The 24470-nt window shown below is 42.8% G+C and carries 25 protein-coding genes and 1 riboswitch; of the genes, 11 read left to right on the plus strand and 14 right to left on the minus strand.

The window, feature by feature from the left end; translation table 11 throughout:
* Positions 1–230 precede the first annotated feature (230 nt).
* Positions 231–1679 (plus strand): S1C family serine protease, encoded by a 1449-nt coding sequence (locus BM043_RS16920; RefSeq protein WP_092793817.1) that lies wholly within the window; start codon positions 231–233, stop codon positions 1677–1679.
* 74 nt (positions 1680–1753) lie between these two features.
* Positions 1754–2170, plus strand: coding sequence for a nucleotidyltransferase substrate binding protein (locus BM043_RS16925; RefSeq protein WP_092793820.1), 417 nt, complete (start codon positions 1754–1756; stop codon positions 2168–2170).
* On the opposite strand, the gene dnaA is transcribed toward BM043_RS16925, so the two are convergent.
* Positions 2164–3588, minus strand: a complete 1425-nt coding sequence (gene dnaA, locus BM043_RS16930) for a chromosomal replication initiator protein DnaA (RefSeq protein ID WP_092793822.1) — start codon at positions 3586–3588, stop codon at positions 2164–2166. The genes BM043_RS16925 and dnaA overlap by 7 nt on opposite strands.
* A gap of 336 nt (positions 3589–3924) precedes the next feature.
* Here dnaA and BM043_RS16935 point away from each other — a divergent pair, with 336 nt between their 5' ends.
* Positions 3925–5325: a methylmalonyl-CoA mutase family protein gene (locus tag BM043_RS16935; RefSeq protein ID WP_092793824.1), complete on the plus strand. Its 1401-nt coding sequence runs from the start codon at positions 3925–3927 to the stop codon at positions 5323–5325.
* Positions 5322–7439: a methylmalonyl-CoA mutase gene (gene scpA, locus BM043_RS16940; protein WP_092793826.1), complete on the plus strand. Its 2118-nt coding sequence runs from the start codon at positions 5322–5324 to the stop codon at positions 7437–7439. The genes BM043_RS16935 and scpA overlap by 4 nt, the downstream gene beginning before the upstream one ends.
* Positions 7440–7609: 170 nt before the next feature.
* Here scpA and BM043_RS19415 read toward each other — a convergent pair whose 3' ends face one another.
* Positions 7610–7873, minus strand: a complete 264-nt coding sequence (locus tag BM043_RS19415) for a hypothetical protein (protein WP_143189563.1) — start codon at positions 7871–7873, stop codon at positions 7610–7612.
* A gap of 157 nt (positions 7874–8030) precedes the next feature.
* Between BM043_RS19415 and BM043_RS16950 the strand changes: the two genes are divergently transcribed.
* Positions 8031–8603 carry a hypothetical protein gene (locus tag BM043_RS16950; RefSeq protein WP_092793829.1) on the plus strand — a complete coding sequence of 191 codons (573 nt, stop codon included), beginning with the start codon at positions 8031–8033 and terminating at the stop codon, positions 8601–8603.
* A 63-nt stretch (positions 8604–8666) separates the two neighbouring features.
* Here the strand turns inward: BM043_RS16950 and BM043_RS16955 are convergent, their stop codons facing one another.
* From BM043_RS16955 to BM043_RS16980, 6 genes are all read right to left on the minus strand, one after another.
* Complete coding sequence (locus tag BM043_RS16955) at positions 8667–8990, minus strand: 2Fe-2S iron-sulfur cluster-binding protein (protein ID WP_092793831.1); 324 nt, start codon at positions 8988–8990, stop codon at positions 8667–8669.
* A 16-nt stretch (positions 8991–9006) separates the two neighbouring features.
* Positions 9007–10011, minus strand: coding sequence for an NAD(P)/FAD-dependent oxidoreductase (locus tag BM043_RS16960; RefSeq protein WP_092793833.1), 1005 nt, complete (start codon positions 10009–10011; stop codon positions 9007–9009).
* A 73-nt stretch (positions 10012–10084) separates the two neighbouring features.
* Positions 10085–10534: a MarR family winged helix-turn-helix transcriptional regulator gene (locus BM043_RS16965; protein ID WP_092793835.1), complete on the minus strand. Its 450-nt coding sequence runs from the start codon at positions 10532–10534 to the stop codon at positions 10085–10087.
* An 80-nt stretch (positions 10535–10614) separates the two neighbouring features.
* On the minus strand, positions 10615–11586 hold the full coding sequence (locus tag BM043_RS16970; protein ID WP_092793838.1) for an ABC transporter ATP-binding protein: 972 nt from the start codon (positions 11584–11586) through the stop codon (positions 10615–10617).
* A gap of 2 nt (positions 11587–11588) precedes the next feature.
* Positions 11589–12614, minus strand: a complete 1026-nt coding sequence (locus tag BM043_RS16975; RefSeq protein WP_092793840.1) for an iron ABC transporter permease — start codon at positions 12612–12614, stop codon at positions 11589–11591.
* Positions 12607–13749: an ABC transporter substrate-binding protein gene (locus BM043_RS16980; protein WP_245753069.1), complete on the minus strand. Its 1143-nt coding sequence runs from the start codon at positions 13747–13749 to the stop codon at positions 12607–12609. The genes BM043_RS16975 and BM043_RS16980 overlap by 8 nt, the downstream gene beginning before the upstream one ends.
* A gap of 97 nt (positions 13750–13846) precedes the next feature.
* Positions 13847–14075, plus strand: a riboswitch (cobalamin riboswitch).
* A 122-nt stretch (positions 14076–14197) separates the two neighbouring features.
* Here BM043_RS16980 and BM043_RS16985 point away from each other — a divergent pair.
* Together BM043_RS16985 and BM043_RS16990 are read left to right on the plus strand one after the other, a co-directional pair.
* Positions 14198–16048, plus strand: coding sequence for a TonB-dependent receptor (locus BM043_RS16985; RefSeq protein ID WP_092793841.1), 1851 nt, complete (start codon positions 14198–14200; stop codon positions 16046–16048).
* Complete coding sequence (locus BM043_RS16990; protein ID WP_092793843.1) at positions 16045–17097, plus strand: YncE family protein; 1053 nt, start codon at positions 16045–16047, stop codon at positions 17095–17097. The genes BM043_RS16985 and BM043_RS16990 overlap by 4 nt, the downstream gene beginning before the upstream one ends.
* 319 nt (positions 17098–17416) lie before the next feature.
* Here the strand turns inward: BM043_RS16990 and BM043_RS16995 are convergent, their stop codons facing one another.
* Genes BM043_RS16995 through BM043_RS17005 form a run of 3 tightly spaced genes read right to left on the minus strand, consistent with a single transcriptional unit; the run spans position 17417 to position 19528 of the window.
* On the minus strand, positions 17417–18148 hold the full coding sequence (locus BM043_RS16995) for a DUF3298 and DUF4163 domain-containing protein (RefSeq protein WP_092793845.1): 732 nt from the start codon (positions 18146–18148) through the stop codon (positions 17417–17419).
* Complete coding sequence (gene meaB, locus BM043_RS17000) at positions 18145–19128, minus strand: methylmalonyl Co-A mutase-associated GTPase MeaB (protein WP_092793846.1); 984 nt, start codon at positions 19126–19128, stop codon at positions 18145–18147. The genes BM043_RS16995 and meaB overlap by 4 nt, the downstream gene beginning before the upstream one ends.
* A complete protein-coding gene (locus tag BM043_RS17005; protein ID WP_143189564.1) occupies positions 19121–19528 on the minus strand; it encodes a hypothetical protein in 408 nt (135 codons plus the stop codon). The genes meaB and BM043_RS17005 overlap by 8 nt, the downstream gene beginning before the upstream one ends.
* A gap of 51 nt (positions 19529–19579) precedes the next feature.
* On the opposite strand from BM043_RS17005, the gene BM043_RS17010 reads away from it, so the two are divergent.
* Genes BM043_RS17010 through BM043_RS17020 form a run of 3 tightly spaced genes read left to right on the plus strand, consistent with a single transcriptional unit; the run spans position 19580 to position 21220 of the window.
* A complete protein-coding gene (locus tag BM043_RS17010; RefSeq protein WP_092793849.1) occupies positions 19580–20116 on the plus strand; it encodes a CopD family protein in 537 nt (178 codons plus the stop codon).
* A 7-nt stretch (positions 20117–20123) separates the two neighbouring features.
* Entirely contained in the window at positions 20124–20777 is a 654-nt protein-coding gene (locus BM043_RS17015) for an SCO family protein (RefSeq protein WP_092793852.1), read from the plus strand.
* Positions 20774–21220, plus strand: a complete 447-nt coding sequence (locus BM043_RS17020; protein WP_092793853.1) for a c-type cytochrome — start codon at positions 20774–20776, stop codon at positions 21218–21220. The genes BM043_RS17015 and BM043_RS17020 overlap by 4 nt, the downstream gene beginning before the upstream one ends.
* Here the strand turns inward: BM043_RS17020 and BM043_RS17025 are convergent.
* Complete coding sequence (locus BM043_RS17025; protein ID WP_143189565.1) at positions 21214–21639, minus strand: hypothetical protein; 426 nt, start codon at positions 21637–21639, stop codon at positions 21214–21216. The genes BM043_RS17020 and BM043_RS17025 overlap by 7 nt on opposite strands.
* A gap of 127 nt (positions 21640–21766) precedes the next feature.
* Between BM043_RS17025 and BM043_RS17030 the strand changes: the two genes are divergently transcribed.
* Positions 21767–22597, plus strand: coding sequence for an aminotransferase class IV (locus BM043_RS17030; RefSeq protein ID WP_092793856.1), 831 nt, complete (start codon positions 21767–21769; stop codon positions 22595–22597).
* 36 nt (positions 22598–22633) lie between these two features.
* Here BM043_RS17030 and BM043_RS17035 read toward each other — a convergent pair whose 3' ends face one another.
* Together BM043_RS17035 and BM043_RS17040 are read right to left on the minus strand one after the other, a co-directional pair.
* On the minus strand, positions 22634–23074 hold the full coding sequence (locus tag BM043_RS17035) for a hypothetical protein (RefSeq protein WP_092793858.1): 441 nt from the start codon (positions 23072–23074) through the stop codon (positions 22634–22636).
* Between the two features lie 22 nt (positions 23075–23096).
* The gene (locus BM043_RS17040) at positions 23097–24353 is read right to left on the minus strand and encodes an ABC transporter permease (RefSeq protein WP_092793860.1); all 1257 of its coding nucleotides are present in this window, start codon (positions 24351–24353) and stop codon (positions 23097–23099) included.
* Between the last annotated feature and the right edge of the window lie 117 nt (positions 24354–24470).

Raw genomic sequence — 24470 nt, forward strand, 5'->3', positions numbered from 1 at the left:
AAATTACAAGATGCCCAGACTTTTCCTTGTACAAATCGTCAGTTTTTACGTTTGGGAAAAATTTTTGAGGTGAAAATTGAAATGATTCAATGAAAATAATCTAAAAAAGCTTCCTAAAAGCTGGAAATGGAAATCATCTTTCCTAACCTAAATTGGGATTAATTCGGTTAAAATTTGTGAATGAATCAAACCGGAGAATATTTCCTCCGTCAAATTGAAAAAATATGCGCATGGAACATTTTCTTAAAACCACCGGAATATCATTTGTTGCGGGTTTGGCAGGAGCGGCTCTTTGGACCTCGGTTAATGTCAATGAACCTCAACATACCAATGAATCAAGCCCAACCATCGAGTCGGTCAGTACCTCCCTTGCTGAAAATACACCGACGCCTCAACGCCCATCCTATCGGACTGATCCTCCGATTTCCTTTGTAGCCGCCTCTACCAACAGCACCGAATCGGTAGTTTTTATCAAAAATTTCTCTGGAAGCGATCCAAGGAGATACAGCATGTTTGATTATTTCTTTGGGACCGGTCCCGCGCAGCAGGTCAGTACGGGATCGGGGGTGATCATCTCCGAAGATGGCTACATCGTCACCAATAATCATGTCATTGATCGTGCGGAAACCATCGAAGTAGTCCATAAAAAGCGAACCTATCAAGCCCGATTGATCGGAACCGATAAAAACACGGATATCGCTGTTTTGAAAATCGAATCAGATAATTTGCCTGCGATCAAAAGAGGTTCTTCCCGTGACCTCCAAATCGGAGAATGGGTTTTGGCTGTGGGAAATCCATTTAATTTAACTTCCACGGTCACTGCCGGAATTGTCTCGGCCAAAGAAAGACAAATTAATATTTTAGGCGGCGATTTTCCGTTGGAAAGTTTCATCCAAACTGATGCTCCCATTAACCCAGGAAATTCAGGGGGAGCTCTGGTCAATGTCAATGGCGAGCTGGTAGGAATCAATACCGCGATTTTATCCCGAACAGGTTCTTATACGGGCTATGGCTTTGCCGTCCCCGTAGATATTGCCTTAAAAGTAGCCAATGACCTGATTCAATACGGAGAAGTACAAAAAGCCATCCCCGGAATAGAAGCGGTTGAAATCACTCCTGAACTGGCTGAAGAAATGGACATTGCTTCATTGGACGGTGTGATTGTCAAGCATGTGATCAAATCCGGTGCAGCTGAGGCAGCAGGCCTACAGCGAAACGACGTGATCATTCAGCTGGGAAATCAAGCCATCACTGGGATGGGAAGTTTTGAAGAAGCACTATCGTATTACTATCCTGGTCAAGAGCTGCCAGTCACATTTACTCGCGCTGGAAAACGAATGAATGCCACACTCACACTTCAGAATCTGGAGGGAGGCACCGGGGTCATCAAGCGGGAGTTTTACAGTTCCAGACTTCTTGGGGCTCGATTAGAGGCAGTGAATACCATCGAAAAAGACCGATTGGGAATAGAATTTGGAATCAAAATATCGGCCCTGAGCAGAGGATATTTAAGGGACTTGGGATTGAGGGATGGTTTTGTGATCACTCAGATAAACCGGGAACCTGCCAAAGATCCAAAATCCGTAGGAAAATACCTGGAGGAATATAGCGGTAGGCTCTTGCTCGAGGGAGTCGCTTCAAACGGACAACCATTTATGCAAAGCTATACGGTCAGATAATGAATAGGGAAGGTTTCGGCTTTTCTTTTATTAAAAATAAAAGCTAACTTTTAAGTAGAAAAACCAATACCCTCATGAAATCCCTCCCCCCCTCCTGCGAACAGTGTTTTGAGGAATTCAAATCGTCGCTTGAAGACCTTAGGATTTATGGTCAAAGAAGTAAAAAAGGACCACTTTCTGATTCTCAATCCAGAGAATTGATCATAAGTTTTGAAGTGTCTCATGAACTGGCGCTGAAGGTCATGAATGGTTATTTCAAAAAATTTGACAAAGGTCCATTTACCGGTTCCCGGGATCTCACGGTAGAAGCTTTTCATGCCGAATTGATCGATGAAGGTAAACCTTGGCTGGATATGGTGATTGATCGGATCCAATACAACCCAATCTACGATATTGATACTCAGGGCAAATTCATTGAGAATATTCTAAAGAAATATATTTCCCTGTTAGAAAAGTTTGAGGAAACGATGGGAAAAAAGCTGGATCAATAAGATCGCATCTTGAATTTTTTCTTCAGCTCAGTAATCGCATTCCTGAAAGAATTATCCGTTTCAATCATGTCATTTACGGTATGCACAGCGTGAATCACGGTGGAGTGATCCCTGCCGCCAAAATGATAACCGATTGATTTGAGGGAATGATTGGTAAATTCTTTTGAAAAATACATGGCTACCTGACGGGCCACCACGATCTCCTTTTTACGCGTTTTGGCTTTCAGATCATCTAAATTGATCGAATAGTATTCCGAAACGGTCTTTTGGATAAAATCAATACCGACCTCAGTTTCAATATCCTTAATGATGTTTTTCATCACCGTCTTGGCCAACTGCAGATTGATCTCCATTCGATTGAGCGAAGCGTGAGCGATCAAAGAAATCAAAATCCCCTCCAACTCCCGGACATTGGTATCCACGGTATAGGCGAGATATTCGACCACATCATCCGGTATAAAAATTCCTTCAGACTGCATTTTGCGACGGATAATCGCCACTCTCGTCTCGAAATCCGGCATTTGCAGATCTGCGGTCAATCCCCATTTGAATCTCGAAAGCAATCGCTCTTCCAAACCTTTCAGATCCCTCGGAGGACAATCCGAGGTCATAATGATTTGTTTTTTATTCTGATGAAGATGGTTGAATATATGGAAAAACATCTCCTGAGTACGATCTTTTCCCGCCAAAAATTGAATGTCATCGATGATCAACACATCCACTTGCATGTAAAAATTGGTGAAACTTTTCACATTTCCATCCTTAATAGAATCCATGAATTGATTCACGAATTTTTCAGAAGAAACATAAAGTACAAATTTCGTTTCTGGTCCATTTTTGATCTCATTTCCAATAGCCTGAACCAGATGCGTTTTTCCCAAACCTACTCCTCCGTATACCATCAAGGGATTAAAAGAAGTAATCCCCGGCTTGGTAGCGACTGCAAATCCAGCTGATCGGGCAAGGCGATTACAATCGCCCTCAATATAGGTGCCGAATGTATAGGTTGGATTTAAATTGCTTTGAGTAAGGGCTTCTGCTCCAAGGGATTGCATCTCAAAAGGAGTAATCTTTTGCTCGGTTGGCATCTGATTGTTTCCTTTTTTAGAACCGTGATTCCCCTGTGGATAGGACACGACGTAGGGTTGATTTGCCGAGTTTCCTTTGTCCACAACTACGGCATATTCCAATCTCCCGCTGGATCCCAGGGTCGTCCTTATGGCCAGCTTCAATTCCTGGATATAATTATCCTCCAGCCATTCGTAAAAAAACTGACTGGGGACCTGAATCGTCAGACTCGTCCCTTCCAGCTTTACAGGATTGATTGGCTTAAACCAAGTTGAAAAGCTCTGCTCATTCACGTGTTGCTCGATGACACGTAAACATTCATTCCAAACTGCGCTAGCTTCTGAACTCATTAGAGAAGATTTCTGAAAAACAAAGACCCGGACGGATTTCTACAAGGGGGTCAAATTTGTAGAAAATTCACTTAAATAAAAAATGTTTCCAAACTTGAAAATCAGGATTTTTGTTTATTTCTCTGCTTCGCCAAATTAAATTCTGTTTTTCTGCTTTCCCGAAAAAGTTGAATGAGCTATTCCAAAGAAAACTCCATTATTGCGTTTAAAATATAAATTCCACCGCTAGCCTAGAGGGCAGAATTGATCAAAGTATTTCCACACCGTTTGGGACAATTCATTAATTTTGAAATGCTCTGATAGGAAAAACCTAAACGCATCCGATAAAAACCCAATATGACTCAATCTGATTTTTACCCTTTTGAACCGAGTCGGAAATCCGACTGGCTCAAACAGGTGGAAAAAGACCTGAAAGGAAAAGACTTTGACCAGTCTCTCCTAAGTTTTGCCTGGGGAGAAATCCGCCAAGAACCCTTCTATACTCGGGAAGATCTCGAGGATCCAATTCAACCCATGAAATTTCACCTTGATCCAGAGCTGCCCGGAATGGGCGCTAGGTACTGGTCTAATGCCGTTTTGATTGAAAACACGACGAATCCCAAGACCAATACGGAGATTCTTGATCAACTCCAAAACGGTGCAGAGGCGCTGATCTTGAAGCTCGAAGGGAATGAAAACTGGGATACTCTTTTCAAAGATGTCTTATTGGAATACATCAGTGTTTATCTGCTTCCATCGAAAAACAATCTGGATCCTGTTTTTGAATTTATCAATTGGGTAAAATCCAAAAACTTCAATCCCAAACAATTGCAGGGAGCTATACTTTGGTCGCCTACGACCTCTCTTTTTGAGGGAGAAACTACTTTTGAAAAAGGTCTAAAACTTGGGATAGATTTACTCCAATCCCTCAGCCCCTTTCCTAAATTCCATGCTTTCACCTTGGATTTGGCTAGATATGCCAATTCTGGTGCCACGGGAATCCAGGAAGTTGCGTTCGGATTAGGTGAATTAATTGAGTTGGTGGCCCAACTTGAAGAAAGAGGAATTGATAAGAAAACCTGTTTCCAAAATATCACTTTTCACAGTGCCGTGGATTCAGATCATTTTCCTGAAATCAGCAAACTCAAAGCATTAAGAAATTTGATCACCGAAGTTGCCGATAAATTCCAAATAGAATTAAGCCAAGAAGACATCCATTTACTGTGCTCAACTTCCACTTGGAGCAAATCATTTGTGGACAAAAACTCAAATTACATCCGACAAACCTATGAAGCGATTTCTGCGGTTTTGGGTGGATGCAATGCTCTTTGGATTTGCCCGGCAGAGAAAATTCCAGGAGCTCTAGAGCGGCGAATCGCTCGAAATATCTCCACGCTGCTTCGGGAAGAAAGTTATTTTGATAAAGTCATTGATCCCGCTGCGGGTTCGTATTATTTGGATAAAATTCAATCTGGTTTTGAGACAGAAATCAAAAAGCGAATTGCCACCCTTGAAAAAAATGGCGGATGGCTACACAGTTTTTCCAATCGCTCCATTCACACTGAAGTCAGAAAAAACCGAGAAGCAATCCAACGACAAGTGCTCAACCAAGAAAAAACGGTTGTAGGTGCCAATCGATTCAGCCCTGAGGGAAAATTAGTCAACAATTTGGCCTTTGAAGTGATTCAAGAGCAAGAATTTGAATTGAAACCCACTCGGGCAACTTACCTCCTTGAAAGCCAAAAATTAAGCTCATGAGACCTGATTTTACCCAATGGAACTCCAAAATAAATGAGCTAGGCAGCTCTGAAATCCAGAGATGGGAAGCTCCAGAGCAGATCGAAATTCCCTCGGTTTTTGATCCTAAAAAAATCATCAGACTCCCACATCTGGATTTTTCGGCGGGAATAGTTCCCTACTTACGCGGCCCTTATTCGACCATGTATGTACAGCGACCTTGGACGATCAGACAGTATGCGGGTTTTTCGACTGCCGAAGAATCCAATGCATTCTATCGGAGAAATCTAGCTGCCGGCCAAAAGGGCCTTTCTGTGGCCTTTGATCTGGCAACTCACCGGGGATATGATTCGGATCATCCCCGAGTCGAAGGCGACGTCGGCAAGGCCGGAGTGGCGATAGACACGGTTGAGGACATGAAAATCCTTTTTTATCAAATTCCTCTTGATCAAATGTCCGTTTCGATGACAATGAACGGAGCAGTAATTCCGGTTTTGGCTTTTTACATCGTTACGGCCGAAGAGCAAGGCGTGAGTCCCGAAAAACTGAGCGGAACGATCCAAAACGATATTCTGAAGGAATTTATGGTGCGAAACACCTACATCTATCCTCCTCTTCCAAGTATGGATATCATCGCAGATATTTTTGAATATACTTCCAAAAAGATGCCTCGATTCAATTCCATTTCCATATCAGGTTACCACATGCAGGAGGCCGGTGCTACGGCGGATATTGAGCTTGCCTATACCTTGGCAGATGGGTTGGAATATTTGAAAACCGGAGTCAAAGCCGGACTGGACATTGATGATTTTGCACCAAGATTATCTTTCTTTTGGGCCATAGGAATGAATTATTTTATGGAAATCGCCAAACTCAGAGCGGGAAGATTGCTTTGGGCCAAAATCGTCCAAAAATTCAACCCAAAAAACCAAAAATCCCTAGCCCTGAGAACGCACTGTCAAACCTCAGGATGGTCGCTCACCGAACAGGATCCATTTAATAATATCGCACGCACAGCCATCGAAGCACTCGGTGCGACCATGGGCCACACGCAGTCACTGCATACGAATTCCCTGGATGAAGCGATTGCATTGCCGACAGACTTTTCTGCTCGGATCGCAAGAAATACGCAATTGATTTTGCAGGAGGAAACCGGAATCACCGAGGTAGTAGATCCTTGGGGCGGTTCATATTATGTCGAATACCTCACTGACCAACTGGTTCAGCGAGCTTGGACCCTGATCGAAGAAGTGGAAAATCTGGGTGGAATGGCCAAAGCCATTGAAGCTGGTTTGCCGAAGCTCCGAATAGAAGAGGCTGCCGCAAAAAAACAAGCCCGGATCGATGGAGGCAAAGATATCATTGTGGGTGTAAACCGCTATCAGGTAGAGGAAGATTCGGAAATTGAGGTTCGTGAAGTGGATAATCAATCAGTCAGAGAATCCCAAATCAAGCGACTGGAAAACGTAAAAAGGAGTAGAAATTCTCAGGAAGTCATCCAAAGCCTGGAGGCAATAACTGTTGCTGCCAAAAACAAAACAGGAAATCTACTGGAATTAGCAGTCGAAGCAGCCCGAAAAAGAGCTACTTTAGGTGAGATTTCCGAAGCGATGGAAAAGGCTTTTGGAAGACATCAGGCCCAAACAAAATCGATTACAGGAGTATATGCCGCTGAAGTGAAAAACCAAGATTCATTTAAAAAAGCCACAGCCCTCGCTGATCAATTTGCTGAAATGGAAGGACGCAGACCGCGCATCATGATCGCAAAAATGGGACAGGATGGACATGATCGAGGAGCCAAAGTCATTGCGACTGGATTTGCTGACTTAGGTTTTGATGTGGACATTGGGCCTTTGTTTCAGACACCCAAAGAAGTCGCTGAGCAAGCCATCGAAAACGACGTCCACATTGTAGGAGCTTCTTCTTTAGCCGCAGGCCACAAAACTCTCATCCCCCAATTGATCCAAGAATTAAAAAACTTAGGCAGACCGGATATTATGGTCGTGGCCGGAGGAGTGATCCCATCAAAGGATTATGACTTTCTTTTTGAAGCGGGTGTAGCGGCAGTTTTTGGACCGGGAACGGTATTATCGGAGGCGGCGATTAGGATTTTGGAGAAAATGCTCAATGTCTAAAACCTCTGATCTTGATTAAATCCGGTAAGAAATTACCATCTTTCTCAAGAATCAGTATTATAGACCAACACCGGTTTTCCTCTCTCACAGATCACATCAGCTGGCGGCCCGACATACATACAGTCCGAAAATCGGTTGTTCTGAATATTATCCTTCTCCTGAAGCTCATTTTAGCGTTTTACTTTGGCTAGAAACTCAGGAACATTTATTCGCTTGGAATAGGCGGTATATTCCCAAGGGCCTCCGCAAGGCTTACTTCCCAAAGCGACAAAAGACCATTCACCGAGATCAGAACAAGTCTGCGAACTGGACAAGCTTTGGATTTCCTCATAAAGCACTTCCATCTCAGCCAAAAAATCTTCCTTTTGCTCGCTCTCAAAAGCAAAGCAGGAAGAAAGGAAAAGCAATAAAAATAAAGCGTGATTTATTTTCATGACAATGAGAAAGAGTTTTGTACCTAAAGACGGTTTTGAGTCAAAAAACGATACAAAACCTATCATTTTCCGATTGGCAATCGAATAAAACTCTAAAACCAATATAGTTCTATATCCGTCGAACAACAGATAGCCTAAAAATCTCTTATCTTTAACCATGACAAATAACTTTTTTCCATTGATTTTAGCTCTTCTATTTTTGAGTAGCTGTACAAAAATTGATTTACCCGATATTCAGGAGGAGCCTTATGGTGTGTACAACGCGGTATCCATTACCACTGCGATTCCGATTGATTTTTCAAGATCTGGTCGGCAGACTACGGAGCACATTGACGACTTCTCCTATTGCAGTGAATTCTTTTCTATCGAATGGCGTCTGAACAAAGAAACCCCCATCATGGATTTTGACTATTTCGACTTTCACAGATGGTATAATGAAGAGATCATGGAAGAAGAAACAATCATGGGCTGTGGGGTCACGAGAAGAATTGTACACCTGGGAAAAAATAACAGCTTAGAATTAAGTTTTTTTGGAGATGACGGCACTTATTATACCGACCCAAATAGGATTGACACCTATTTTAAAATCAAAAGTCTGGAGTTTTTCCAAAGGCAAAAATCCATCAAGCTTGTTGCCCAGCAGCAATTTTATGACTTCGTGACTGAGGAATTTGTAGAGACTGAGGTTACTTATCGTTTTGAATTTGGATCACCTGCTTTTAATTATTGAAATCGATGAGAACGAAAAAACCACCCATTTCTAGGTGGTTAAATTTATATTTTTATTTATTTCTCAAATCACATCCTCTCCTCGCAATTTGATCACAGCGCCTTCCAGCATTTCCGAAATTCGGATTTGGCAGGCCAATCGGGATGTAGGATAATACTCCGGTAAATTTTCCAATTGATCAAGCTCTATATCGGAAGCCTGACCCAATTCATCCGAGCCTTCAAGGACTTCGATGTGACAAGTAGCGCAGAGGGCCATTCCTCCACAAGTCGCTAAAATGGGATATTCTGAGGCCTTCAGAATTTCCATTAAACTAAATCCCATGTCATCGGGAGCTTCTATTTCTTGACGATTTCCGTCGAGATCTTCAACTGTAAAATTCACCATGCCGCAAATTTAATCTTTAGAATGAATTGACACCATTCACGGTGGTATATTTGAAGCTCAATTTTTGGTCAGGATAGACATATTTGAATGCGGAATGCATCATGATCGCTGCCTCATGAAATCCACAAAGAATCAATTTTAATTTTCCCGGATAGGTATTGATATCTCCGATCGCATAAATACGCTCTACACCGGTAGAGTAGTCTCTGGTATCCACTTCGATAGCGTTTTTGTCGATACTCAAACCCCATTCGGCAATTGGACCCAACTTGGGACTCAAACCAAAAAGTGGAATCAAATAATCCGATTCGATCTTGATTTCCTCCTTCGTTTTGGATTCCAATGTCACGGCATTTAGCTTTCCATTTCCGCTGACTTGTTTCAAATTGGCAGACAAAATCAAATTTATTTTTCCCTGATTAGCCAGGTCAAACACTTTGGCAGCCGAATCCGGGGCACCGCGGAAAGTCTCATTTCTGTGTACTAGGGTTACTTTCTTGGCCACATTGGATAAAAATATCGTCCAATCCAAAGCAGAATCGCCTCCTCCGGCCAAAACTACATTCTTATCCCGGAACGTCTCCGGATTTTTCACCATGTAAGTCACGCCTTTGCCTTCAAAAAGCTCCAGATTTTCCAAAACAGGTTTCCTTGGTTCAAAACAACCCAAGCCTCCTGCAATCACAATTACTTTTGCGTGAATATGGGTTTTTTCATTGGTGGTGACGACAAAGGAACCATCCTCCTGCCGATCAAGATGATCCACTCGCTCACCTAGGGTAAATGTGGGTGAAAACGGCTTGATCTGCTCCATCAGATTGTCCACCAATTCCTGCGCCTTCACCTCAGGATAGCCTGGAATATCATAAATGGGCTTTTGGGGATAGATCTCCGAAAGCTGCCCTCCCACCTGGGGTAGAGCATCGATAAGATGACAGCGCATTTTAAGCAATCCTGCTTCAAATACTGCGAATAAGCCAACAGGTCCGGCTCCGATGATGCAAAGGTCTGTATGAATCATACTATTTTTACTTTATGGGAAAAACCCCCGAATGATGATTTTTGTTCGTATAATAATTATTAGCACACTAAACTTATTCTTCTAGCAATTGTCCATCCAGATTTTGATAAATCGTATTCAGAATCCGTTTAAACTCTTCAAAATCCTGTTCGCTAAGATTTTCCCATGCTTTTTCGCGAATCTCAAGAATTTTAGGTCGAAGGGCAGTGACTTTGGACACACCCTCAGGGGTGAGATTTAGATGAAAACTTCTACGATCCTGAGGATGAGGCTCTCGCTCCACATATCCTTTTTTGCAAAGCAAATCCACAATTCGGGTCAATGTCGGATGATCTTTAAATACTAAGTTGGCCAACTCAGTCTGACTTATTTTCCCATTTTCAGATAGGTTTTTTAAAACCAACCATTGATCCACGGTTACGTCAAAATCACCATCCTTAAACTGCTGCTGTGCATACTGCTTTACCTTTCGGGCCGTACGGTCCAGCAAAAAGGAATATTTTGCAAATTGCTCTTGTGTCATACCAATAATTAGTGTGACAAATATATAAATAAAGTTTTTGCAAAAAGCAATTCCCTATAAAATTGATAGGAATAGTGTGTTTAATTTTTTCTCAAAAAATCAATCAATTTGTCCAGTCTTGAGAATTCCAGCTCCTGGTATCGGAGAAGAATGGGATTACTCTGAATTAAAACGGGCCCATCTAACTGTTGAAATCCAGCTTTCAGCAGTGCTTTCTTCACCCAAAAAGTCAAATCCTGATCTCCGATGATTTCTAAATTCGAGGATTCTTCCCGAAGTCTTACTCTTCCCCGGAGAAGATCAAACTCATAGCGATCGGAAGGATAAAGTTGATTGATCTGACCTGAAATAACCAAATCTTCTGGCTTTCCGGTAATCAACGGAAGTCCGCAGGAAAGCAACCAAAATTGATCAGCGGACTCCAGCGCAATCTCTAAATCATGCGTGACCACTAAAATAGCCTTGGATTCCGCATGCGCGATTTCTTGCAAAAGTCGCATGATTTCGTACCGATTGATCAAGTCCAAATGAGCAGTGGGTTCATCCAAGATCATCACGGGACTATCCTGAGCCAATGCCCTTGCGATCAATACTTTTTGCCGCTGTCCATCGGATATTTCATTGACCAGTTCTTTTCTGATATAATCCACCTGAGTAATTTCCAAGGCCCGGTTAACCGCAGCCTTGTCGCTGGTATCCAAAGCACCGTACCATTTGAGATAAGGAGTTCGTCCTAATGAAACCAACTGCTCTACGGTCAAATTACCCGGCAAATGAGGTTCAGAAAGCACCACCGAAAGCATTTTTGCCCGAGAGTCATGAGCATATTCCGAGACATTTTTTTTCTTCAGTTCCAGTTTTCCTTCAAATGGAATCAATTGGCCCATCATGGCTTTGACCAAGGTGGATTTTCCTACGCCATTTGGACCGAGCAAACAAGTAAGCTCTTTGGTTTTCAACTCAAAATTGAGCTGCTCCAAAATCACTTTGCGCTGCTTCCCTTTCAGATAACCCAAAGAAAGACCTTCTCCTTTTACCGCGACGCTTTCCATACCTAAAATTCTTTACTGAAGTTTCTTCGCAATACCAAGCCAATCACCACAGGAGCACCGATTAAAGAAGTTACTGCATTAATCGGAAGGCTTTCGGCCATGCCGGGGAGTTGTCCTATACTGTCACAGACTAATAATAACATCGCCCCTAAAATTCCCGAAGCAGGAAAAAGGATCCGATGGTCGGCAGTTTTGAAGACAATCCGAGCAAGATGCGGTACGGCAATTCCTACAAAAGCAATCGGTCCACAAAAAGCCGTAATCGCCCCTGCCATCAATCCCGTGCTTCCGATCATCCACCATCTCAAGCGAACCGTACTTATCCCCATACTTTTGGCATAGGATTCACCGAGCAAAAGAGCATTAAATGATCGAATTGAAAATAAAAGCGGCAGCATTCCGATAATTACAGTTACTGCTAAAACTCCCACTTGATTCCAGCCCAAACTCCCCAAGCTTCCCATCGACCAAATCGTGAATAATTTGAGCGCTTCGGCACCTGAAAAATAGGAAAGCACTGAAATCACCGCAGACACGGCTGCGCCAAACATGATCCCTACGATCAATAAAGTCATGGAATCTTTCACTCGCCAAGCTACCAAACTTACTAGAGAAAGAACCAATCCTGCCCCAAGTGTACCCGCTATGGAAATGGTCCAGGGATGAATACTGCCCGCACCGTATCCTAAAATAGATCCTGCCAAAATCAAAATCGCTACGCCAAATCCAGCACCCGAACTGATCCCCAATACATAAGGACCGGCCAGAGGATTTCTAAAAAAAGTCTGCATTTGTAATCCACTTAGGCTCAGCCCAATTCCAGCAATAATTGCCACAATTGCCTTTGGAAATCGATAGTTGATAATAATCTGCTCATAGGAGCTCCGACCCCAATCTGAAAAAAATAACCCATGTATGATCTCTGAAACTGAAATACTGACCGAACCCAAGCTAATATTGACTAGAAAAAAAAACAGCAATAGGATAAGTCCCAAAATCAGAAAATATGTAGGTCGATTGCTATTCATGAATTTGGGTATAAAAATACAATTCATACTCTGGAAGCAGCTCAGGATGTAGGATTTTGATCAAATCCTTCAATACCCAATCTGGACGCATATAGCCTAATTCAAAATATTCAAGTCCGCCTTTCGGTCCTTTTTTACCCGTATACGTGTAAATTTTCCCATTTTTGAATGCATCAAATGACCGATAACGAGGTTCTGCACTTGCCATTTCGCCCAAACTGGAATAATCAGCTGAACCGATCCAATATTCCGCGTCCATCCCCTGATCCAAAACATATTCATAGCTCAACTCCAGGCTTCCAGTTCCTTTTTGATTTTGAAAAATATAATTTCCCCCTGCATTTTTTAAAATCTGTGCGCCCCAACTATCCGCTCCCGGAGCAAACCAGACATCCTGATACAGTACTCCCGACAAAACCGTTGGCTTGGGTAATTCAGGACCTTCAGTCACCAATTTTAAGGCGTCCTGATAATCCTTTTCAATTTTCTCAAAAACAGCGGTTGCCTCCTCCAAATCCCCGAGTAAAAGCCCTGTAAACTTGATCCATTCTGCTCTTCCCAGGGGATGCTGCTCGACATATTCTCCATTGATCACCGCCGGAATTCCAGATCGATTGAGCACCTCTAGATTTTTCAGATCCTCACCCAGTGTCGAAATCATCACCCAATCGGGCTCCATATCGAGTAGCATCTCAATGTTGGCAGATGGGCCAGACCCCAAATCAATGACCTGATTTTGCTCGATCAGGTCCCATACTTTTCCAGAAGAAATCAAGTCAAGATTTGGAAAACCTTTCAGCTTGGCAGTTTCACCTAATAAGTCCAAATGCGGGATCTGGGTAGTCGAAGTCAAGACAACTTCCTTGACCGGTAGTTGAATTACCGCATCATAGCCCTGACTTTCCTGCTGGCTATCTTCTTCCAAAATCAAATACCGAAACGTTTGATCCGCTCCGGTCCATGGTTGGGTCACACTCACCACCCAAAAATCTGCTCCCCGCTCAATTTCGAAACCTTGGGCATAGTTGAGCTCTATTGGATTGAGTTCAGCAATATCCCGTTTTGGACTCGTACAGGAAAATAAAACCCAGAGTCCCAGCAAACGAATTGACGTAAAAACAGGAAAATTTTTCAAGGGTTGATCAGGTAATTTTGACCCAAATAAACAGGAACCAAAATCCGAATACAAAAAAAATCTTTGGCAGCCTTGCATTACCAAGGGAATACCGACTATGTTTGCATTGGAAACGGGTTCTTAAAATCATCTGATTTTAGGATTAAAAGGGAATTCGGTGTAAAACCGAAGCTGTCCCCGCAACTGTAAGTCTGATCCGTCCCGATAAAATCGGGATTTGCCGGAAAAAGCTTTTGCTCACACACGCCATTGGTCCAAAATATCGAGACTGAGAAGGCAGCAAAAGTCAGACGAGCCAGGAGACCTGCCTGATTCTGTAGATTCTGTGCTTTCGGAGGAAAAGCGAAGAAGACATGCATCAGCCGTCGGGATTTTCCGATTACGTTTCATCTCTTCCCATTTCTCTTCAAGCCCGAATCGAATTGACCAATTATTAATTCGATCAGGCATGATTTTATTTGTATGGGTATTATCCTTTTTCGGGCAAATTCCGGAAAAGCAGGATACAGTTTCCTTATCGGAAATTGAAGTGAATGCTGCTGTCCTAGAGCGATACAGCCAAGGCCAAAAGCAAATCACCTGGAAAAAAGAGGATCTTGCACTAGTGGGATCGCAAAGTCTCGGGGAACTTTTGTCTGCCCAAAGTCCCGTTTTCATCCGGGAATATGGTCCGGGAATGCTTGCATCTCCCTCCTTTCGCGGCACTTCTGCTGGACATACAGCTATTTTTTGGAATGGAATGCCGCTCAACAGCCCCTCTCTTGGCCAAAGTGACCTTTCCCTTTTACCGGTTTTTGCTTTCGAATCCGCCAGTTTACACTTCGGATCAAATGGTGCCTTGATTGGAAATGAAGCCATCGGAGGAAGTCTACACTTAAACTCGGAGAATAAATTTGATCAGGGTTCTGAATTTTCATTTACTCAAGAAATCGGAAGTTTCGGTCAATCCAATACCCAATTGAAAGGGAGTTTTTCTTCAAAAAAATTCTATTCCCAAACAAAGTTTTACCGGCATTTTACAGAAAATAATTTCTCCTTCCGGAATCTTGCATTACCCGAAACCCCAATCCAAAAACAACATCATGCCCGAGTAAATCAACAGGGTATCGTCCAAGACCTCGCTTGGAAAATTACCGAAAACAAAAAGCTCAAAACAGCACTGTGGTACCATGATGCCGATCGGGAAATCCAGCCCCCGATGGGTTCTTCAACTCAAGACCAACAGCAGGATCAAAGTCTCCGCTGGGTATTGGATTACGAGCGATATGGCGATAAAAGTACCATTCAGTTAAAAACTGGTTTCATTGCCGAAAACCAGATTTTCAATGAAAGTCTCAATCGAACCAAGCAATTTATACTTGGAGCCGAATGGGATTATCAGGCTCACGAGCATTGGTTTTTTCATCTGGGAACGAGATTCACCCACCAAACCGGAGAGCTCAGCACCTATCAGGCGTTGGATCAGCGGGCCGAACTTTTTCAGTCTGTCAAATTTGAACCATCAGAGAAACTGGACATCGCGCTGAATTTGCGACAAATCGCCTACAGCGAACGGATTCAACCATGGATTCCCAGCTTGGGATTGGGTTGGACTTTTTGGGAAAATAGAAGTCAAGAGCTGAAGCTAAATCTCTCAGGAGGCAAAGGATTCAAAGTACCCACGCTCAACGATCGATTTTGGTCTCCAGGAGGAAATCCCGATCTCCTACCCGAAAACTCCTGGACTTCCGAAGCGGGATTAGAATGGAAATCTGGAACACTTGAGCAAAGTCTGACTGGCTACTATATGAATGTGGACAATTGGATCATTTGGCTCCCTCAGGGAAATGTATGGTCACCGGAAAACATCCGAAAAGTCAGATCAGAAGGAATCGAATACCAAGGAAAAGTTTTCTTTAAAACAGGGGAAATCACCTGGACAAACCTATGGCAATACAGCCTAAACCGAGCCGTATCGATTCGAGGAATCTCTGAAAATGACCCTAGCTTGGGAAAACAACTTCCCTATACTCCTCAGCATCAAGCAAACTTTTCCATCAAAGCACACTATCGGGCCTTCTACCTTTTTGCACAAAATACCTTTACGGGAAAGCGGAATGTGACTGCGGATAATCCCCGGACCTTGGACGCTTTTTCCCTTAGTGATTTAGCTCTGGGATGTTCCGGTTTTCAGCTGGGAGATTTGAAAATACCCGTTCAATTCCGTATCCAAAACCTTTTCAATACCGAGTATCAGGTCCTCTATCTCAGACCGATGCCGGGCAGATCTTATCATATTAATTTATCCATTCAGCTATGAAAAAACATCTATTTCACTTCAGCAAGGTAATCGCACTCGCATTCATCTTATTTTCCTGTACAAACAGCGAAACCGAAAAACCACTTGGAGAATTCGACTCTGGTATCCTGATTATGAATGAGGGCGCCTTTGGTAGCAATGACGGTGAGGTTTATCATTTAAATCCTGCTACAGACGAACTGAAACCTAATATATTTGAATCTGCCAATGGAAGACCCTTTGCTGGATTGCTTCAGGATTTGGTTTTAGAGAATGATCAACTTTATCTAGTCGCCAATACCGGAAAAATTGAAATCGTCAACTCAGGCGATTTCGCAAGCATCGGTGCTGTCACTGCGGATCTGGATCAGCCCCGCTCCTTGACTGTGAACTCAGGGAAACTTTTTATCTCAGATTACGGACCCTATGACGCCGATTTCAATACTCCCGATTCCTACATTGCAGTCGTTCAAGATGTCAATGGAGGCGGTGTCACCAACAAAATCCCCGTGTCCAGAAAACCCGAAGATTTGATTTCTTTTGGAAAATTCATCTTGGTAGCTGGCTCGGAAGAAGGAATCGTGGAAGTCATCGATGCTGAAGAAGAGGAGGTCATCGAAACCATCGAGGTGGAAGGAAGCCCAAAAGTATTCTTCGAAGCCAATGGAGGCATTTACCTCTTTTCCACAAGTTTGGAGGAAGTGACAATCTATAGTTTTAATTTGGATGATTTTACCACAGCCTCTACCGATGTTTTTCCTATTTCCAATGCCACTGGCAAAATCGCTTTTGGAAATGACGGCATCATGTACTTGATCAGAAGTTCCGGATTTCCGGATTATGTGGATGCTGTTGCTACCCTTTCGCTTTTCAATTCCACGGTAAACCCAACTTGGTACGAGGGTTCTGGTTTTTATGGAATAGGTGCAGATCCGCTCAGAGGTGAAATTTATTTGGCAAATGCCAATGGGTTCCAAGGAAATGGTACAGTCACTGTCTTGGATGAAAGCGGAAATGAAGTTCGGGACTTTGAAGTGGGTCGGGGTCCTTCTGGATTTTTGATGCGTTAAAATTAAGAGGCTGTCTCAAAAGAGAAGTTTGTCACATGGAGCACTTGAGAGACGAGAGTCTCGAAATCGTAAGGTGGGCTAAAACGGTAGAAATGGCCTTCGACTCCGCTACCAATGACAAAGATGCTTAATATCACAAAATTGGGGTCAGTCCGAGCACCCGAAAGACGGGAGTCTGAAGGTACGAGGACGCTTCGACTCCGCTCAGCGTGACCAAAAATTTGATTCAAACCATAATTTTCGTAATCTCCTTTTTGTATGTTCGAAGAATATTTAAGACTCAGGCTGACAATAAATCTATTTATGAGACAGCCCTTTTTTATTGCCTCACGATTCCTTTTAACTTTTCCAGCTCAAAGCTCAACTCCGTATAGCCCATGGCATACGGACCAATCTCGTAGGGACTGTAAATCAACCAGAATTTCCCGTCTTTGAATCCCATCGCCTGCGGCAAAAAGAAACCCGATTCGGGAATGAAAAACTGATTGCTTTCATTCAATTCCTGCGTTTGAGGGATTTGATGAAATTCCCGAAAGGACTGCTCTGCCATTCCCATCAATTCCTTGTCGTCCAAGATCAAATCCTCCATACCCACTTCTTCTCCCGTCAGTGCATCAAAATTCAAAAAACTTACCGAGGAATTGGGGTGTGCTCCTCCGGTAAATACATAATACTCAAAAAAAACACTGATCAAAGAGTCTGATTGATAAGTGATATCGGATTTGACTTCCAATTCCCAATCCCCCGAAGCCTCTGGAAATTCAGCTTTGAACTCCGAAAAATCTTTGATAAAAACCTCAATCTTATCCTCCAGCACAAGATCCGCCGAATCGTCAAAAAAATAAGTATGGAGTTTTTCCTCAATCCTTAAATTGATCGAGTCACCGCCGTCATTGCCAGAAAAAATAGGAAAAGTCAAATTCACACGGGCACAGTTTTCATCGGGACATTGCTCACCACTCAATTCTTGAATTTCCCAAGTATAATTTTGGGCTGTTTTTGATTGGCAGGAAACCAAACCCAAAAGAAGCGCATAGAGTAATGCTTTCATGAAAAAAATAATTTAGTCAGTTCACGGGCAAAAGTCATTGGACTCTTTATCCCTTTTTGGACTTCGATTTCTCCCTTTTGGAGCATTATTTTTACTTCGGGATGGGTATAAAAAAGTTTCCCCAAAATTGCATGAACGGATTCATGCAGCCATGTTAAGCGTTGATCTGCTCTATTTTTTTCAAACCAACCCGAGCGGATCATTTGATCCTGAAATACTTGGATTGCTTCCCAAACTTCAGATAAACCATCACCCGTCTGTGAGGAACCCACCAGCACTTTCGGAGCCCAGGAATTTTCTCCCAAAGGAAACAAATGCAGGGCATTGGAATAAGTAGATTTTGCTCTTTTGGCTGCGGGGAGATTATCTCCGTCTGCTTTGTGAATCAAGAGCGTATCGGCCATCTCCATGATTCCTTTTTTGATTCCTTGCAGTTCGTCACCTGCCCCGGCGAGCATCAGCAAAAGGAAAAAATCCACCATACCTTTTACCGCGACTTCCGATTGGCCGACGCCGACCGTTTCCACCAATATCACATCAAATCCCGCCGCTTCGCAGATAAGCATTGCTTCCCGTGTTTTGGCACTGACTCCTCCCAATGTACTTCCCGAGGGACTGGGTCTGATAAATGCCCGCTTATCCAAGGCTAGTTTTTCCATTCGAGTTTTGTCCCCAAGGATACTTCCTTTGGTTTTTTGGCTGCTGGGATCCACTGCCAAAACGGCTACTTTTTTTCCTTTTTCTAAAAGCAAACTTCCAAAAGCCTCAATAAACGTACTCTTCCCTACACCCGGAACTCCCGTGATCCCAATTCGAATGGATTTACCCGAATGCGGCAGTAGCTCCTGAACCAATTTTCCGGCAAGTTCCGAATCCGATTCAAGATTACTTTCCACCAAGGTAATGGCTTGAGAAAGAACCACCCGATTTCCATCGAGCACTCCCCGTTTGTATTCTTCCAGACTTTTCCTTTTAATCATTGCCTAAGTAATTAAACCGCTCTTCACTCATGGGAGTCTTCAGAAAACTCGCTAGCAAAAAAGGATTATGGACAGGATCGAAGTAGGGTTCCTTTGGTCCCACTTTCACTTGCTCTTCAATTTTATCGGAAAAGAAAAAAACCATGGTTCTCCCATATTTAGTGTGGGGCATCAGTTTCGCATATTCCTGCATCATTTCTTGGTCTGCTTCATAAACTTTGACAGCATAAATCCTCAAAACAGGACCCGTATTATTTTCATTGCGATAAAAGTCCATTTCTTCCAATTTTCCCTCAAATTGGTTCAAATTCCTGCCCGAAAAACTTTCTACGGTAATATAGGCAATCAAGGCTGTGACCGAAATAGCAAACACAAAGAAGATAATACGGTTAGTTTTCAAAAACTTTAGGGCTTAAACTGTTTAGGCCTTAATTTAGCCGAAAATTCTGACATGGGTTTCGAATACATCAAAGCACTTCACATCATTTTTGTAGTCACTTGGTTTGCAGGGCTTTTCTACATTGTCCGATTGTTTATCTATCAGACTGAGGCGATGGAGCGCCCGGAGGCTGAGCGGAAAATCCTCAAACCCCAACTTGACCTCATGGCTTCACGGCTTTGGTATATTATTACCTGGCCATCGGCGATTCTAACTTTGATCTTTGGCACTTGGGTATTGATGTACCGCCTGGGCTATTTGGAGCTGGGTTTTATGCAGGCAAAATTAGCTTTTGTCCTTTTGCTGTATGTCTACCACTTGGGTTGCCATAAATTATTCAAAGAATTACAAAATGGACGAACTCGCTGGACATCCACTCAGTTAAGGATTTGGAATGAAGCTTCCACCTTGCTACTCTTTGCGATTGTATTTTTGATCGTATTAAAAAACACCCTCAGTATGATTTGGGGAATCGCGGGATTAGTAGGATTGGGAATCATTTTGATGCTAGGCATCAGAATTTATAAAAAATATCGCACCAAATCTTAAACTTCACATGCGTAAGTCCATAATACTTATTGGTTTAGTATTCACCGGAGGAATTTTCTGGCAATGCAACTCCGGAAATCAAGAATCTGAGCAGCCTCTACCCAAATTGGGCAATTGGCATATGGAGGAAACTGAAGTAGACGGAGAAGTCCAACAGGATACGGTTTATCATAAAATCGCCGACTTTTCATTTATCAATCAAGAAGGTCAGGTGGTTGACAATTCGACCGTAGAGGGAAAAGTCTATGTGGCCGACTTCTTTTTTACTACCTGCCCTACCATCTGTCCGATTATGAAAAAAGAAATGCTCCGCGTCTATGATGCCTTTGGTGACAATCCGAATTTCAAAATCCTCAGCCACAGTATAGACCCGACCCACGATACGCAGGAAGTCTTGAAGGAATACGCCGAAAAACTAGGTGTAGAAAATGCCTCCACCTGGAATTTTCTGACGGGAGAATCGGAAAAAATCTATGAAATCGGGCAGACGAGCTATCTCACCACGGCCATGGAAGATCAAAATGAGCCAGGGGGATTTCTACACAGCGGCGCATTTGTACTCGTGGATCAAAACGGCCACATCCGAGGAGTTTATGACGGCACTAAATCCGATCAGGTGGACCGTTTGCTTGGCGATATCCCAAAACTGCTCCATCCATGAAAAAGGCACTGATTATTATAATCGCGCTGAGCTGGGCTTGTGCACCAAAATCCACCAATGAGGAAAATGAGTTGTCCAAAATTTCGGATCCAGAAGTGATGCAGTATGCCGTAATCGGTAAAACACTCTATGAAAGCTATTGCGGAAATTGTCATCAAAATGACGGAAGAGGTTTGGGTAAATTAATTCCTCCTTTGCGTGAAGCTGATTATTTCAAAGAAAGCATTCACCGGTCAGTTTGGATTATGCGTCACGGACAGAAAGGGGAAATCACTGTAAATGGGCAGGTTTACGATCAGCCCATGCCTGCAAACACCACACTAAAACCCTTGGAAATCGCCCAAATCACCACGTATTTATATAATATTTGGGGAATGAAGGAAGGAGTCATCTCCTCTTCGGAAGTTGAAAAGTATTTGAGAGAAAGGCCTGAAAATTACTGATTTGAAAAGTGCTTTTCGGCTTTTTCCAAAGCAGCTTTAATGTCATCATTGACTTTGGAAACTGATTCCATTTGTTCCTTAAGATAAGCCTCGATTTCCTCTGGAGATTTTTCTCCATCTTCGATTTCATACTGGCGCATCCAAACGAACATTCCTTCGTAGGCCTGGTTTAGATCGTAATAAAGTGCTTTGAGTTCCTCTACACTAACCGAATCAACGGATTCGGACTGTTCCAAGTCATTAATCTTATCATTGGCTTGTTTTTCAAACGATTTTAATTTGCCCATGAGAGGCATTACCTCGTCATGAACTGCAATTACCTCTTCTCGTAATTCGGCATTAGTTTCCTCCAAACTCGGTTTACAGCCAACAAAAAAAGTTAATGTTATTAAAATTAAAAGTGAAGTTATTCTTTTCATGATTATTAGGCTTTTTGCAGAATAGTTTATATTTAATCTGTTTAAAATCTTATTTGGTTTTTTATTTCCCCAAATGTATTAAATATACTGGTAGGTTAGTAATTTTATCCATTCAAAATTCATCTTTATGAAACCATTTTGCTTTGCCGACGGACAGATTGTTCCTACAGCCTCCGCTACCCTGCATCCTACAGACTTAGGATTAATCAGAGGATATGGAATTTTTGATTTTTTTAGGACTGTTGATTACAAACCTCTATTTCTCGACAATTATCTGGATCGATTTATTGCCTCAGCCGAGCGAACCTTTATTCCATTGCCTTATAGTCGAGAAGAGTTGACCGAGGTGATTTATGAATTAATCGAAAAAAACGATCTTAAAGAAGGCGGAATTAGGATGGTTTTAAGCGGTGGAATTTCTGAAAACCATTTTTCTCCGGGAGAGGGAAAACTCTTTATTTTCGCTGAATCATTGATTTTTCCCTCTGAAGAAAAATACCAAAACGGGATCAAACTCCTCACTCTGGAATATGTGAGGCCAGTGGCGGAAATCAAAACCACAAATTACGCCTTGGCTGTTTGGCATTCGGCAGGGTGGAAAAAACAAGGAGCAGAGGATGTCCTCTATCATCAGGGAAATTATATCAGTGAAAGTTCAAGAAGTAATTTTTTTCTGGTAAAAAACGGAGAACTCATCACGCCGGACAGTAATATTCTTTTGGGAATTACCCGAAAATATGTGATGGAATTGGCAGGAGGCGCTCATGTCAGGCCTGTTACCATGCAGGAAATCCGTGATGCGGATGAGGCCTTTATCACAAGTACTACTAAGGTCTTACTGCCAGTGACGCAGATTGATGATTTGAAAATTGGGTCTGGAAAACCCGGACCAGTTTCGCTTGGCCTTTTAGAAAAATTCAGACAAAAAGTAGGCGGACTTGCTTTGACGGATAAATAAGATCATAAAAAAACGGCTCTCAGGCCGTTTTTTTAATTAATCCAATAATTCCGCATCGGTCAAAATATACATCAGTTTTTCGGGATCTTTGGAATTCAAGGTGAGTTTGCCTCTCACTCGGACTCGCTTGGAAGTGTATTTGATGGGGCTAGCCATCATGACTTCCATCACCGTTTCGGGTCCCCCTGATCCACAAAAGAAACATTCGGCCAAAGGAAGGCTGGAAAGAATAATATGCTCAGGTTTAAACATCCCCTCAAAAGGGATAATGTACCCATCTGCCTCTACTACTTTGCCTTCGAGACTTTTGATTTTATCAGAAAAGACCGGCACATAAAGCTCTCCGAAATTATCTTCGCTAATTTCATAGCTGACCTCGGCGAGATTTCTCCAGACATTGTCACTTTGGGCCTGTGCAGTCCATGGAAGAAGGACCGCGACAAGTCCTACCAAGATTAAATGAACTATTTTTTTCATGATTTTAATTTTCTGCTGTTATTTACGCTTTTGTCAGCTGCTTTGCAATGCTTGTTTGATATGCTGTCCAAGCTGGAATCAGCGAAGCTACGATTCCCACTAGTAACGCATAAACGACTATCCAAAGTTCTTGTTTTAAAAATACCCAGGGATGAAGTGAAGAGACTACTCCTTGGTCGTTTTGGGAAACCAGAAGAGAAAGAAAGGAATGCCCCAAAATTATCCCCAAAACCGCTCCCAAAACCGTGAGGATAATTCCTTCCAAAAATACCATCAGCAATAACTGAAATCGAGAGGCTCCGATCGCTCTCAAAATGGCGAGATCGTACTTCCGCTCTTTGAGCGAATTATATAAGGCAATGAAGATTCCCAAGCCCGAAATCCCGATTAAAACAAAAGCCAAGCCCTGAAGCAAGGTCACCCCTACTCCTAACAGCTCAAAAAGCCTCGACATCTCAAAAGTCGGTGAAGCTGCCTGCATTGAAGTAGCCGAATTGATCATTCGGGGCAATTGGACAGCTGCCATGGGACTACGATATTGGACCAAAAGTGCAGTCACATCCCGATCTTGCTCAGTTTTTGGAAATCCACTTTTGGCTACCGGACTATGAAATTTTTTCTGATGATCAGCATCGCTTTCCTCCACATGCGCTTCCTCCTCTTCCTCATCGTGGGTCAGCCAAACGGATTCGATGGAAGTCATCACTAGTCTGTCCACGACAGTTCCTTTTGGCTCCAAAATCCCGACTATCTCGTAATCATGAGCCTCATGATCATGACTTCCTTCGCTGATGCCATGGCTGCCGGTAAAAGTTTCCCCGACCTTCATGCCCGTTTTCTCCGCCACCATAGCACCTAAAACCACTTCAAAAGGCAATTCCCAAGCCTTTCCTTCTTGATAATCCACTTCATGCATCGCCAAATAATCATGATTGGTGCCCACGATGCGATAGCCCAAATAATTGTCGCCCAAGGCTAAAGGGATGGTGCTCTTTACCAGTCGGCTTTGATCTAGCCGCATCGCTTCTTTCATGGGAATATTCCCGGTCGGAAAATCAATATGATAAACTGCCGAAAGTATAATTTGCAAAGGACTGCCTTTAGCACCAACGACCAAATCAATCCCCTCCGCATCCTGAGTCATTTTCTTCTCAAACTGATCCTGGATCAATAATAAAACCGTGATAATCGCCAGTCCCAGAGCCAGCAGCAGCATATTCAGTCCTGTGGACAAGGGCTTAAAGCTCAGATATTTCCAACTTAATTTCAGGATATTCATGTGTCTATAATTGAATTTTAAAGGTCACATGGAATCTCGCATGGTTAATAGTCGTACCAGTGTGTGATGGCCACATCATGCTCGATTTCATCTGTTTATAATTTGTTTTTGAGCTGT

The sequence above is a fragment of the Algoriphagus hitonicola genome (genome assembly GCF_900113375.1).
Taxonomy (GTDB): Bacteria; Bacteroidota; Bacteroidia; order Cytophagales; family Cyclobacteriaceae; genus Algoriphagus; species Algoriphagus hitonicola.

Excerpts from the sequence above, each read along its gene's own strand:
- BM043_RS16920 (WP_092793817.1), top strand. The coding sequence starts at position 231 with ATGGAACATTTTCTTAAAACCACCGGAATATCATTTGTTGCGGGTTTG.
- BM043_RS16925 (WP_092793820.1), top strand. The coding sequence starts at position 1,754 with ATGAAATCCCTCCCCCCCTCCTGCGAACAGTGTTTTGAGGAATTCAAA.
- dnaA (WP_092793822.1), bottom strand. The coding sequence starts at position 3,588 with ATGAGTTCAGAAGCTAGCGCAGTTTGGAATGAATGTTTACGTGTCATC.
- BM043_RS16935 (WP_092793824.1), top strand. The coding sequence starts at position 3,925 with ATGACTCAATCTGATTTTTACCCTTTTGAACCGAGTCGGAAATCCGAC.
- scpA (WP_092793826.1), top strand. The coding sequence starts at position 5,322 with ATGAGACCTGATTTTACCCAATGGAACTCCAAAATAAATGAGCTAGGC.
- BM043_RS19415 (WP_143189563.1), bottom strand. The coding sequence starts at position 7,873 with ATGAAAATAAATCACGCTTTATTTTTATTGCTTTTCCTTTCTTCCTGC.
- BM043_RS16950 (WP_092793829.1), top strand. The coding sequence starts at position 8,031 with ATGACAAATAACTTTTTTCCATTGATTTTAGCTCTTCTATTTTTGAGT.
- BM043_RS16955 (WP_092793831.1), bottom strand. The coding sequence starts at position 8,990 with ATGGTGAATTTTACAGTTGAAGATCTCGACGGAAATCGTCAAGAAATA.
- BM043_RS16960 (WP_092793833.1), bottom strand. The coding sequence starts at position 10,011 with ATGATTCATACAGACCTTTGCATCATCGGAGCCGGACCTGTTGGCTTA.
- BM043_RS16965 (WP_092793835.1), bottom strand. The coding sequence starts at position 10,534 with ATGACACAAGAGCAATTTGCAAAATATTCCTTTTTGCTGGACCGTACG.
- BM043_RS16970 (WP_092793838.1), bottom strand. The coding sequence starts at position 11,586 with ATGGAAAGCGTCGCGGTAAAAGGAGAAGGTCTTTCTTTGGGTTATCTG.
- BM043_RS16975 (WP_092793840.1), bottom strand. The coding sequence starts at position 12,614 with ATGAATAGCAATCGACCTACATATTTTCTGATTTTGGGACTTATCCTA.
- BM043_RS16985 (WP_092793841.1), top strand. The coding sequence starts at position 14,198 with ATGATTTTATTTGTATGGGTATTATCCTTTTTCGGGCAAATTCCGGAA.
- BM043_RS16990 (WP_092793843.1), top strand. The coding sequence starts at position 16,045 with ATGAAAAAACATCTATTTCACTTCAGCAAGGTAATCGCACTCGCATTC.
- BM043_RS16995 (WP_092793845.1), bottom strand. The coding sequence starts at position 18,148 with ATGAAAGCATTACTCTATGCGCTTCTTTTGGGTTTGGTTTCCTGCCAA.
- meaB (WP_092793846.1), bottom strand. The coding sequence starts at position 19,128 with ATGATTAAAAGGAAAAGTCTGGAAGAATACAAACGGGGAGTGCTCGAT.
- BM043_RS17010 (WP_092793849.1), top strand. The coding sequence starts at position 19,580 with ATGGGTTTCGAATACATCAAAGCACTTCACATCATTTTTGTAGTCACT.
- BM043_RS17015 (WP_092793852.1), top strand. The coding sequence starts at position 20,124 with ATGCGTAAGTCCATAATACTTATTGGTTTAGTATTCACCGGAGGAATT.
- BM043_RS17020 (WP_092793853.1), top strand. The coding sequence starts at position 20,774 with ATGAAAAAGGCACTGATTATTATAATCGCGCTGAGCTGGGCTTGTGCA.
- BM043_RS17025 (WP_143189565.1), bottom strand. The coding sequence starts at position 21,639 with ATGAAAAGAATAACTTCACTTTTAATTTTAATAACATTAACTTTTTTT.
- BM043_RS17030 (WP_092793856.1), top strand. The coding sequence starts at position 21,767 with ATGAAACCATTTTGCTTTGCCGACGGACAGATTGTTCCTACAGCCTCC.
- BM043_RS17035 (WP_092793858.1), bottom strand. The coding sequence starts at position 23,074 with ATGAAAAAAATAGTTCATTTAATCTTGGTAGGACTTGTCGCGGTCCTT.
- BM043_RS17040 (WP_092793860.1), bottom strand. The coding sequence starts at position 24,353 with ATGAATATCCTGAAATTAAGTTGGAAATATCTGAGCTTTAAGCCCTTG.